This window comes from Marinomonas fungiae (assembly GCF_001418205.1).
GTDB lineage: Bacteria > Pseudomonadota > Gammaproteobacteria > Pseudomonadales > Marinomonadaceae > Marinomonas > Marinomonas fungiae.
Genome location: NZ_LIQF01000030.1, coordinates 1 through 12,270, shown reverse-complemented (window position 1 = coordinate 12,270; position 12,270 = coordinate 1). Strand labels below are relative to the sequence as shown.

General features: G+C 44.0%; 11 protein-coding genes. 8 read left to right on the top strand and 3 right to left on the bottom strand.

The annotated features are described in order from the left end of the window. The 5 genes from ASC49_RS19435 to ASC49_RS19415 form a co-directional block, all read left to right on the top strand. A partial coding sequence (locus tag ASC49_RS19435) for a VWA domain-containing protein (protein ID WP_141656892.1) occupies positions 1-249 on the top strand: 249 nt, incomplete at its 5' end. 83 nt (positions 250-332) lie between these two features. Beyond that, positions 333-830 (top strand): RadC family protein, encoded by a 498-nt coding sequence (gene radC / locus ASC49_RS19430; RefSeq protein WP_055464869.1) that lies wholly within the window; start codon positions 333-335, stop codon positions 828-830. Next, positions 830-1,171 carry a hypothetical protein gene (locus tag ASC49_RS19425; RefSeq protein WP_055464868.1) on the top strand — a complete coding sequence of 114 codons (342 nt, stop codon included), beginning with the start codon at positions 830-832 and terminating at the stop codon, positions 1,169-1,171. The genes radC and ASC49_RS19425 overlap by 1 nt, the downstream gene beginning before the upstream one ends. A gap of 91 nt (positions 1,172-1,262) precedes the next feature. Then, positions 1,263-2,336, top strand: coding sequence for a DUF7146 domain-containing protein (locus ASC49_RS19420; RefSeq protein WP_055464867.1), 1,074 nt, complete (start codon positions 1,263-1,265; stop codon positions 2,334-2,336). A gap of 88 nt (positions 2,337-2,424) precedes the next feature. After that, positions 2,425-3,132 carry a hypothetical protein gene (locus ASC49_RS19415; protein WP_055464866.1) on the top strand — a complete coding sequence of 236 codons (708 nt, stop codon included), beginning with the start codon at positions 2,425-2,427 and terminating at the stop codon, positions 3,130-3,132. A 433-nt stretch (positions 3,133-3,565) separates the two neighbouring features. Here ASC49_RS19415 and ASC49_RS19410 read toward each other — a convergent pair whose 3' ends face one another. The 3 genes from ASC49_RS19410 to ASC49_RS19400 form a co-directional block, all read right to left on the bottom strand. Beyond that, entirely contained in the window at positions 3,566-5,347 is a 1,782-nt protein-coding gene (locus ASC49_RS19410) for a diguanylate cyclase domain-containing protein (RefSeq protein WP_055464865.1), read from the bottom strand. Positions 5,348-5,446: 99 nt separating this feature from the next. After that, entirely contained in the window at positions 5,447-7,846 is a 2,400-nt protein-coding gene (locus ASC49_RS19405; RefSeq protein WP_055464864.1) for a sensor domain-containing protein, read from the bottom strand. 3 nt (positions 7,847-7,849) lie between these two features. After that, positions 7,850-9,406 carry a methyl-accepting chemotaxis protein gene (locus ASC49_RS19400; protein ID WP_055464863.1) on the bottom strand — a complete coding sequence of 519 codons (1,557 nt, stop codon included), beginning with the start codon at positions 9,404-9,406 and terminating at the stop codon, positions 7,850-7,852. A gap of 330 nt (positions 9,407-9,736) precedes the next feature. Between ASC49_RS19400 and ASC49_RS19395 the strand changes: the two genes are divergently transcribed. The 3 genes from ASC49_RS19395 to ASC49_RS19385 form a co-directional block, all read left to right on the top strand. Continuing rightward, positions 9,737-10,681: a thioredoxin family protein gene (locus ASC49_RS19395; protein WP_055464862.1), complete on the top strand. Its 945-nt coding sequence runs from the start codon at positions 9,737-9,739 to the stop codon at positions 10,679-10,681. A gap of 2 nt (positions 10,682-10,683) precedes the next feature. Beyond that, positions 10,684-12,072 carry a conjugal transfer protein TraH gene (locus ASC49_RS19390; RefSeq protein WP_055464861.1) on the top strand — a complete coding sequence of 463 codons (1,389 nt, stop codon included), beginning with the start codon at positions 10,684-10,686 and terminating at the stop codon, positions 12,070-12,072. 3 nt (positions 12,073-12,075) lie between these two features. Further along, the coding region (locus ASC49_RS19385; protein ID WP_141656891.1) for a conjugal transfer protein TraG N-terminal domain-containing protein at positions 12,076-12,270 on the top strand (195 nt) is incomplete at its 3' end.

The following is a 12,270-nucleotide window of genomic DNA, read 5'->3' as shown; positions in this document are numbered from 1 at the left end:
GCAAACAGTTTGTTAGCGCAAAAACAGAAGCGAAAGCTAATGATAGTGCTAACGGATGGTGACCCAGATGATTGGGCTGCCACGCATGACATTGTTGACCGGTGCAGACGCAGTGGCTTTGAGCTGCTGGGGATAGGGATTCAAACACGCAGTGTTGAGAAATTCTTTCCTCAAAGCATTGTGATTAATGACGTCAAAGATCTAAAGCGTGAGTTATTCGAAGTAACACAACAACTGTTAATTCAGTAACCACATCAATTTTACCACCCTGCGGGGACGATTCCGTCTCCTTCAGGGCATGGGTTCGTCTCCGCTTTTTTTTGGAGACTCCTATGAAAAACAAAAAGTTCTTAGCTGGCGAAGAAGCCGGTACTTACATCGTTCCTGAGCAAGTGACTGAAGCGGATATTTTAGATATGGCGCTTAAGCTTGCTCGTGGTCGATTGATTAAAGGTCGCAAAATTGAACAGCCATCGTCGGCGTTCTCATACCTGCAAACACTGATGCACGAGTATGAGCACGAAGTCTTTGGCGTGCTGTTTCTTGATACAAAGCATCGCGTTATTCGATTTGAAGAGCTGTTTAAAGGCACTTTAGATGCTGCGAGCGTGTATCCAAGGGAAGTAACAAAGCGTGCGCTAGAGTTTAATGCGGCAGCAGTGATACTGGTTCATAACCATCCATCGGGTGATCCTGAGCCCAGTGAGGCTGATAAACGCATTACTCATCGACTCCGTTACGCCTTGTCACTTGTTGATATTCGAACGCTTGACCATGTCGTGGTTGCATCCGAGGGCTGCGTTTCGCTTGCCGAACGCGGTTATCTTTAATGAATGGGCGTATTGCCCATTCTCCTACATCACAAAAGCAGTCTCATCAGCACACATCATCACAGCTCGAATTTCTATTTGAGTTTGATGATGCCCCTGTCACTTGGTCTGACGCGGAAATCTGGCAGTTACGCGAAGGCATTCTATTGGATGCGATCCGAGTATTGCTGGACGGTCGTGTCAGTACTCGGTTGCGCAAGGATGTGTTGTCGTGGATTCAAAATGACGAATTAGCGCCATTTTGCTTTCGTGTTTGCGCGATGGCTGAGGTTGTCGATCCTGATGTGCTTCGTGATTCCATCATGTGGCTATTAAGACGACATGGTATCCAGCTTGACTAACGTTCCTGCATTAACCAAACGGCTTAATGTAGGACCCAAGCTGACTTTTACCACCAGTGGTAGGAGTCGGCTTTTTACTTAAGGAGGTTATATGGCGTTACCTTTACAAATTGACACAGTAAGGCCATATCTTAATGGCCAATGGCTTCAAGTATTAGCGGTATTGGTGCCAGAACTTGATGCCGCTATTGCTCGAAAGGGCCGTCATGTGGCTTGTCCTGTTCATGGCGGTCGTGATGGCTTTAGGCTATTCAAAGATGCTGAATATACCGGTGGTGGCGTTTGTAATACCTGCGGTATCTTTCATGATGGTTTTGAACTGTTGTCTTGGATTAATGGATGGAACTTTGCTCAGTCTATTGAAGCAATTGGCCAGGTTCTTGGTATTCAACCCGGACAAATACAAGCGCCTTTTCGGGCAATACCGCGTAACGCTGTTGATTGGAAGGCTAGAAAGCAGGACGAGGACAAAGCGATTATCCATCGCTTGAATCAAGCCTGGGGAGAAACGTTTTCTCTTGCAGATACTCGTGCGCAACCAGTTTGGAACTACATGCATCGTCGTGGCATTGTTACCCGGCTTCGTCCTGAATGGGATTCGGTGCTGAGGTATCATCCAAACTTGCCTTACCATGATGAAGATGGTTTGTTTATCGATAGCTACCCAGCGCTGCTAGGTAAAATCGTTACTCAGCAAGGTCGTTCGGCCACGTTTCATCGGATCTACCTAAGTGAAGATGGATTCAAAGCGCCGGTTGAAAAGCCTAAAAAGATGATGCCGATACCAAGTGACCGAACAATCACTGGTGGTGCCATTCCGATAGGTGAGCCTGGTGAGGTATTAGGTGTTTCTGAAGGCATCGAAACAGCTTTAGCGGTTACCAGAGCTACGGGACAGACATGTTGGTCGGTTGTGAATGCAACGCTACTGGCTAGGTTTGAACCACCAAGTAATGTGAAAATGCTGTACATCTGGGCAGATCACGATCTCTCTGAGACCGGCCTGAATGCAGCGAATGAACTCAAGAAAAAAGCCTGGCAAAAAGGCATTCTGACACAAGTTCTGATCCCTCCGATACCAACGTCACTTGGCGTGAAAAGTTGGGATTGGAATGATGTGTTGAATGTTTACGGTGCCATGGGCTTTCCGAAAGTTCATATCTAATCTAAGGGGCTTCGGCCCCTTTTTTGCGCCTTGCATATTTGAAAAAACATGGAGAATGAAAAATAGATAACCAATAGGAGAAACAAACATGATGGTATTAACCCTGTTAACAAAGCAGATTGATGGTGAGTTTACGGTTTACTGGAAGACCGGACTTCGAAGAGGTGGTGAGCTCAAGGTCGATTTAGGTGAGCAATACGACAAGCTACCTGAGCAGCAAAAGCTAATTGCAGCTGAGCTCTATGCGATTCATCACCTACTGTCAGTGAAAGAGGTGATGGGGAGTAACCGAAGCGGTAATGGGCTTCAAATCCGGGTCAGTAAAGGAGCTATCAAAAAGTTACAGAAACAACGCTCAACTCAGCATTCACTTTACAGCCTGACTAGGTTTTTGCTCACTCGATACCAGGAAGCACAGATCTCGGTAGAGAGGCGGGACGATTGGCTCTCACATTCCTTCGAAGAATACAGCGTCGATAATGCTACAGTGAGAGACATCGATGAAGTCATCAACGTTCCGAAAATTGGACCTGTTGTGGTTACTCGTCATGCACTGGAACGGTTTGTGGAACGGCTTTCAGACGGTGCACCTAAGCATCCTTGGAAGGCCTTGTACACAAAGCTGCTATGCTCGGGGCTAACTAAAGCCCAGTTACCTGAAAGGATCACTATCCAAAAAGCCAAAAAATATGCACAAGGGGCCGAGTTCTGGCAGCATCTTGGTAGCAAAATGCACTTTGTTATGATTCCGGGTGACTCAATGAAAACGTTGGTTACGGTTTTCATAGTTAAGTAAAATAATGTGGTATTAGTTGACCTCAGAGTAGCCTATTAAATTAAGGTCTGGCTTGAATAGCCTTTTCTGCCCAAGCATTGCTCTGCACGAGACAGAGCACCGAGCCTTTCTCTTAGATCTTCAATTTTTATTTTTACAATGTTTTGCTTTTACACTATTTATCACCACCAGTTACATATTGGAATTGACCTAAGTCTGCTCAGGTTTTGAAGTCAAAAAAGCGTAATCATCCACATACAGAGTTTATGTTAACTCTTAATTAATTTTAGAAAAATTGAGGATGCTCGAAAAAACAGATTTTAGTGTCGGTTTAGAGATAATTGCACGCTAAACCGAAATCAAGCATTGGAGAGGGCCCCCATGACCGAATTGGTAAAAATAAGGACAATTTGAGCTAGTACAGCTTAAAAGAAAAATACTAATTCAATTCTGCTTATATTTGGTACAGTTTATACAAACGCATACAGTTTTTACCAGACTGTTTAGCTTGGTACATCGCATAGTCAGCTTGTTTTAGCAGATCCGATGCACTGCATTGTTGATTTTCAAAAATGACTGCTCCTAGGCTTGCTGAGCAGTGGTGAGTAAATCCAGAAATATCATAAGGTTTTCCAATTTCCTCAATGATTTTATTAGCTATGGTTGTTAACCAACAGCTGCCTTCTACTGGATGTGATGGACCGCTGAACAGAATAACGAATTCATCTCCGCCAAATCTAGCGACTGTGTCACTTTCTCTGACTATAGCGTTCAGTCTGTTGGCTACTTCCTTAAGAAGAGTGTCGCCAGCATCATGTCCTTTGGTGTCATTGAGGAGCTTAAAGTTATCCAAATCCAGAAACATGACTGCAAATTTTGTATTCGTTCTGGAGGAACTAAGCAACATAGTTTTTAACCTATCCTGCAACAGGATTCTGTTAGCAAGCCCAGTCAACTGGTCATAAAATGCTAGCTTTTGGATTTGTGCTTCTGCTGCCTTGGACTTAGAGATATCTCTAGCGATTTTTGACGCACCAATCACTGTTCCCTTGTGATCATAAATAGGCGATATGGTAACGGAAACGTCTACTAGATGACCATCTTTATGCAAACGTTGAGTTTCGAAATGTTCTACTTTTTCACCTTGTGCCAATTTTTTTAAAATTTCAGTTTCCTCATAATTACGCTTTGGATGTATTATTTTTATCAAAGGTTGGCCAATCATCTCATCAGCACTGAAACCAAATATTTTTTCCGCGCCACTATTCCAACTGGCGACAATTCCATGGATATTTTTGCTGATGATTGCATCATCAGACGATTCAATAATGGCTTTAAAGTGAGAGAGATTTAGCTCAGCTAAACGACGTTGAGAACTGTACAGCCAGCCTAAAACACTCTCTGAATTTTTCGGCTCGACGGCAATTGGAGTGAGGAAATCACCGTTGCCAAGTTGAGTAATAGTGTTTTCTAGCTCGTAAATTGAGCAGCCAATGATGTCATTGAGTGCTCGCCCTAATCGGGTGATTAACCAAATTAAAACCCCAACAAGTAAAAACAATACAATAGTAGCTGTCTGCAATCGATAATTAGCTCTTTGAACTTCAGCACCCGTTCTTGCCATAATCATCTGTTCAGTTTTGATGATGTTGTTCATGATTTTAGCTTTAGAATAGATAAAATTATCGTCGGCTAACATCGTCAACGCTTTTAGCTTTTTGTTTGGATCGACAGGAACATCTTCTTCAACAAGCGACATAGCTTGGTTCTCCAAAATCACGAGTTTGTCAGATGTATTTTTGGATTTTTTCAAATTTTCAAGTTCTTCCTGAGTGACGCCAGCCCGGCGCATCAACTCAAACAAAGGTATGGCATCCCCCGTTGATTCTGTTACTTCGGCCCAATCGGATGTAGCAAATGCATTATGCTCCCAGTAGGCTGAGCTATAGTTTTTTGGTCTGGCTCTTCGTCCTTCCCGAATATCGACAATAGCATGAAATTGGTCTTTGTAGATTTGCTTGCCAGTTATCACATAAGTACGAACTAGTCTGGCCAAGTCGCTGGAAGATTGTCTCAGCTCTTCAGTCAACTTTAGTGATAGCTCTCTGCTCTCGACAGCTTCTCGATATTTCGCTTGGTTATAAACCACTACAAAAAAACTCACCCCAAGTGACAACACAACACAAAGCATCATGAACAGGTAAAGCTGATATTTCGAGGGTCTTTTTATTAGCATAATAAGGTATTCCTATAAACTTCTTAAAACAACGTCCATGTTGCATTGAACTCGTCTTCGTTATTCTGCAGAGCAAAATCAATGTAGTGTATTTGCGTTTTAGTGTGGTAAAAAAGGTTTGGCAAATAAGTAGCCTTGGCCTGTGTCGCAACCCAATTGCTCTAAAATATTGGCTTGTTGCTCAGTTTCTACTCCTTCAGCAATTACGTGCATACCACAAGCCCTTGCCATCCAGATGACTGACCTGACGATTTCCATACCGGAGGGCTCAGTAATTGCGTCTATAAAACTTTTATCAATCTTTAATTGGTCCAACTGAAAATGTCGTAAATAACTGAGAGAAGAGTAACCTGTGCCAAAATCGTCGATAGCAATAACTACACCGAGGTTCTGTAAACAAAAAATATTATCTCGAACTTGCTCTGTCATTTCGAGTAACACTGTCTCAGTCACTTCTAATTGTAATAGCCGCAGTGGCACATCATAGTCTTTTGCCAAAGCCTCAATAGCTGGCACTAAGCCTGGGGCAGAGAAATGCGTGGATGTGATGTTTACCGCAATCGGAGCTACGTCATTATTCCTTTTCATTTGCTTGTTCAAAAGGCGGAAAACATGTCGTAATACGTAGAGATCTAACTCCTCCCCCATATTCATTCGCTCTGCTATCGGAACAAATTCCGCAGGACTTATCGGGCCTAATAACGTATCTTTCCAGCGCAGCAAAGCCTCATAGCCAATTACTTGCCTAGTCTTGAGGCTAACTTTGGATTGGACAAATACCTGCAATTCTCCTTTCTGTAATGCAGATTTTAGACCTTGTTCTATGTCCAATTGTCGACTCATGACTTGTTGGTATTGTTGATCGAAAAAGCAAATATGAGGCCGACTCAAAAAGGCTTGTGGTAGCACGCTTTCAGCCATTCTTAACAATGTAGGAAGATCACTACTGTCATCTGGATAAATACTGATCCCCACCTTTACAGAAGGAAGTAATTTCTCGGTTCCGATCTGATAAGGCTGCTCCAACTTTTCGATGGTTCGTAATGCATAAGGAATGACATCAGCTCTGTCTTTACTTTCTATCAGAGCAATAAATGAATCACTCCCTGGTCTGCAACGCAGGGTAGATGTGTCAAAGCTGTCCTTAAGACGTTGACTTGCCTCTATGAGCATTTGATCACCAGCTTCGTAGCCAAATCTGGTGTTAAACAAATTAAAATGGTTGCAGTCAAAATACAGTACCGCCTTTCTGCCTGGTGTGTGGGCTTGCTCAAAAGCCCTGATTAAACCCTCCACATTTAATAGACCTGTCAATGAGTCATGATATTTAAGATATTCAATTTCACGTAATGCCTGCTCTCGCAGACTAACATCGACACCAAATCCCTGAATTTCATGTAATCCACTTTCTTGCGGCGATATTTTGGTAAACCACCATTCCATTTCAAAAGGGCCTGACTTACGTTCCATCACAGTTTGAAAATGAATACGTGTCAAACAATCGCCTGTAAAAAGCCTCTGCAAACGATCGACAGTGCCATGTTTAGAACCGCGAAACAAATTGATAAAATCAAGACCTATCAGCTCGGTATATGTGCACTCAAAGACGTCCACGAACGCCTGATTAACAAAAGTGATTCTTAAATGCTGATCGAGTCGGCATAGCATTTGTCCCTCGCAATCAACTATGGATTTATAACGTTGCTCAGCTTTTGCAAGATCTAATAGTGCATTCTGATATTCCGTCAGGTCGTGGCATAGACCGATAAATAAGGCACCTTCTTCTGTTTGGGCTTTTCCTACGGATAAATGCATAGGGAAAACCGAACCATCTTTGCGCTTACCGGGTACATCTCTGCCTTTGCCCAAGATTTGTGCAGGTTGACCACTGATATAGCGCTGAAGATAGCTATCATGAGCACGTGCGAACTGTTCAGGCATAAGCATCGATACGTTTTTGTTAAGTACTTCTTGTCGCTGATAACCGAATAAACTCTCAGCTGCCGAGTTAAAACTTTTGATCAAGCCTTGCTGGTCAATTGTGATAATTCCGTCAACGGCAGCATCAAACAATGCTGTTTGCAGAGACTCAAGTTGAAGCTTTTCAGCAAGAGTTTTTCTATAGACCGATAAATCATGGCATATCCCGACAAAGTAACGTTGGTCTTTGATGACTGTTGTGCCTACAGACAAATGCATAGGAAACAAACTTTTGTCCTTTTTTACACCATACACATCGCGGCCTTGTCCGATAATCTTTGCCTGCCCTGTAGCTAAATAATTCGACAGATAATCGTTGTGATTTTTGCTATGAGGATCAGGCATTAAGATTGAAACGTTCAATCCCAAAACTTCAACGCTGTCATAGCCAAACAACTGCTGAGCAGAGTGTGAAAAATGTCTGATAATGCCAGTTTGATCGATAACAATAATGGCGTCTGCGGCTGCGTCAATAAACTCTTTGTACAAAGCATTCAAGTCTTCCAGAGAATGTTGCATGTTTTAGCTCCTTCTAGCTCTGTTTACCAGTTCGTGCAGGTTGTCTGAAACTTTTTGTAACTGTTCCATACTGAAGCTCGTTTTATCGACCTCTGCGTTACTTTCCTCAGCGAGTGCAGAAATGCGGACTATCTGTTGATTAATATCTTCAGCAACATGAGCTTGTTGCTCAACTGCGGCGGCCATATGAGTAGACATGTGGGCTATTTGATCGATTGCAGAACTGATCCCTTCTAGCGCGGCCGAGGTTTGTTGCACCACTGTCGCACCTTGTTGTGCATCTGAATTACCAATTCGGGCAACTTCGACGGCTTGTTGTGTTTGTTGCGTCAGTTCTGATACTATGTTGTAAATTTCCTTGGTTGAATCTTGAGTTCGACGAGCTAGGTTGCGAACTTCATCTGCAACTACTGCAAAACCACGTCCGGATTCACCTGCTCGTGCAGCTTCTATAGCCGCATTCAATGCTAATAAATTAGTTTGCTCAGCAATAGTTTCAATAATTTGAGCCGCTTGTGAAATGTGTTGAGTTTGCAACGCTACAGCTTCTACAGACAGGCTGATATTGTTGACCGTCTGTTGCAGTTGATTAATAGCCTGGCTGGCACTAGTGGCCATTTTAGAACCTTGCTCTGTCAGTGTGCTGGCTTGGTCAGCTTGCTGTGCTGACTCACTGACATGCTGTGCGACTTGATGGATAGTAGTTGCCATTTCATTCATGGCTGTAGCTACTAAAGTTGTTTCTTGTTGTTGCTGGTCTAACTGGTTTACCAATCGCTCAGTCTGACTGCGACCCAAAGCAGCTTCACCTGATACTGCTGAAGCTGCATGATCGATGCGAGTCAGCACTGCGCCCAAATGCGAGGACTGACTGCGAATGGCAACTGTGAGTTTGCCCTGAATCCCTTTTGTGTCTGTGTAGCTGACGACAGCAAGCTCATCTGAAAAGGCGCTACTCGTCAATTGCTCTAATGATCTTAACATTTTCAGTCGGTTTTGACTGGTCCAGATCGCGTAAATAACGAAAGATACAAGCAGCATGCCTTCCGATATCTCTTTGTAACCACTGAAAAAAATAAGAGCGCAGACAGCCATTAGAACGATTAAGCATAGATTCGGAAGTGAGATTTTGATGGATGCTGAATAGCCTTCTCCATTGCGTAGACTGCTGTATAATCTTTCCGCGCGTTGAACATCGGTTCGACTAGGGCAGGAGCGAACTGATTCATAACCAATAATTCGACCTTGTTCGGTTATCGGTGAGACATAAGCATCTACCCAATAATAATCTCCGTTTTTACATCTATTTTTTACTAGCCCCATCCACGCTTTGCCTGATTTGAGATAGCTCCACATTTTTTCAAATGCCTGAGGTGGCATATCCGGATGTCTGATTAGATTGTGTGGCTGTCCAATTAGTTCTTCCTTAGTGAATCCACTGACCTCAATAAATGCGTCATTGCAATCCGTAAGAACTCCGCGGGTATCAGTCACTGAAATTAATTTTTTATCTGGGGAAAAGCGTTTCTCTTGAGTCGTGACTGGCTGGTTAATGCGCATAGCTACGTAGTCCATTTAGTAAATATGATAAAAAAATTAAATCCAAAAAACGCGTATATTAGAAAAATCAAAATTTAAGTCAAGAGTTATCAGACCCAAGCCTAATAAGTTTGATAACTGAATTGATGTCATAGAATGCCCGGAAGTAAGGCTGTCTAAACAAGCAATTTCCTCCGGTTGTGTAAAAGCTCGTTTTTGTAGTATTTCAGCGTTCGTTTACCAGATCACAACAGCTAGTCAGAAACACTAACAATTCCTTCATTTATCTGGCCAATCACCTTAACGGCGTTCTTTAGCATGTTAGCTCTATGAAATTTTCTGGAGCTGACAATGAGAACGCCTTTGTTACCTTGGTTTATCCTATGGGTGACCATCCCAATCATTATTTTCTTTCTATTCATCTTACCCGTCTATGCTAGTGACGAGCCATTCTATCAGCGTGGTCAGGAAGGCTGGTTTTGGTATCAGGGCATTCCTGAGCCAGCGGAGGCTGAAGAGCTTATTAAGCTGGAATCTGGTGCGGCAGAGTCGAGTCAGATCGGGCTAAAGCCTTTCAGTGCTGCCTGGTTTCGTGAGCACATGCAGTCGTTCATGGACAAGGCAATTGATGAGCCGACGAATGAGAACGTCAGAGCCTATCTGTATCTCCAGCGTGTCATGATGGATAAGGGCTCACAGTTTGCTGATGTTAGTCAGCAGGTGGTCATGGGCGATCCAGTTTTGGATGAAATCAGTCGCAGACCCTTGGCGACCTATGCAGCCAATCGGATGGACCGTGAAGCTGGTGCTCAACGGGATGTTGCTTTAGGTGAAGTAGCAAAACGGGCTGGTTTGTTCTTTTTCTATCGTTCAGATTGCCCTTACTGTCATGCTCAAGCGCCAATTATCGAATCAATTGCTTTGAACTACGGTTTCGAGGTGTTTGCTATTGCTGTCGATGGCTTGCCTTTACCTGGTGGAGAGTTTCCTAATTACAAAGTCGATTCAGGACAAGCTCAATCCTTGTCCGTTACGACTGTCCCTGCCGTGTTCTTAGTTGATCCGCCTAATGTCATCACTCCGATTGGCCAAGGCGCAATGAGCCTTGATGAGCTCAATAATCGAATTATTCTCGCAGCCCATCAAGTCGGTTGGATTGACGATCAAACTTACTATGCCACCAGACCTGTTCAACCCGGCGTGTCACTCGCGATGTCAGCCCAAGAGCTTAACGAAAAGATATTACAGGACCCTGAGTTCCTTGTTCGCTATCTGCGTGCACAAGGAGGGTTATAACGATGAAAAAAGTATTCCAAGTATCGCTAATCGTCTGTGCGATTGGTTTTTCGTCTATGAGCCAAGCAAGCTTGCAACAGGAGATGAACCAGTTGTTTGGTTCAATGACCAACACTACTGCGCCTGGTGTATTCGAGAGTCAACGGCGTGGTGTGATATCTGGCGGAAGCGTTGTTGTTCGTAACAGGATCATGAACGAGAACCTCGTCTCTATAGTGCCTCCGTCATTCCAAGCTGGTTGTGGCGGCATTGATATGTTTGCTGGAAGTTTGTCATTTGTTAATGCAGATCAGTTTGTTCAATTACTTCGCTCTGTTGCTGCAAACGCCAAGGGGTACGCATTCCAATTGGCGCTCAGTGCTATGTGTGAGAAATGCTCCCAGCACATGGAGACATTGCAGAAGAAAATCCAGCAGTTGAACGAGTATTTTGGCAATTCCTGTCAAATGGCTCAGGGAGTCGTGAACGATACCCTGGCCGCATTTGGTAAGAAGGGGCAAACAGAGGCCAGCATATTGAGCTCACTTAAAGGGGCTGGAGACATTTTTACCAGTTGGAGTGAATCCAACGGTAAGAACCCTTACGAGAATGCTTCAAGTGTCGCGGCATCTGATGTGAACAAAACGATTAAAGGTAACTTGGTCTGGCGAGCACTGAAGCGTCACTCGGCATCAAGCTGGTTTGCATCGGGGGATGATCGTTTTCTTGAAGCAGTTATGTCGGTGACAGGTTCGATCATCGTTGGTGATTTGGCTAATGCGGCTGATGGTCAAGGTAAAGCCCCAAAACTGACCAGACTGAATGGCAATAAAGTGACTATTGAGCATCTAATTCATGGCGGTAACGTCGCTATGTACCGATGTGACACAGTGACGCAAGACGGCTGTCTAAACCCAACAATCACTAACGTGACTCTTACCGGGTTATCAACCCAAGTAGAAAATTTACTTCTTGGTACAGGTTCCAGTAACGGCATTATTTTTAAGTTTGCTCGAAATACAGGGGCTGCTAGCACCACCGAAAAGGCTTTTATGACCTCGGCTCCTGCCAGCATTGGGGGCATGATTCGAACTCTTTCTGCATTAAATGAAGGGGCCGCTAGGTCGTTTGCTTCAAGAGCGGCACCATTTATTGCTGTTGAGATGGCCCGAGCATTGGTTGAAGACATGCTCAATGCAGCTAGAAGTACCTCCGGTGTGGAAGATCATGCCTATGCGAAGTTATTAACGGAAGACCTTGAACGTGCACGTCGCCAAATCAATGAGGAGTACGCCGCGTTGCAGCGAAGATACGGCTCAGAGCAAGAGTTGCTGGCACATTTTAACCAGGTGATTCAGACCATTCGCAAACAGCGTTATTACACCGTTAAATCTACGGCGCTGGGGGAATAGGTCATGTGGGAAATCTATTCCATCGGGGATTCGGCTTTTTTAGAGCAGGTCCTGAACGCTGTCGCGATGATCACTGGTACAGGCGATTTTACTTCAATGGTTCGGATTGGCTTGCTCATTGGGGTATTGATGGTCTCTGTTCAGGCCTTAATGCAAGGTGGTCGTGGGATTAACTTTCAACACGTTTTAGTCTCATGG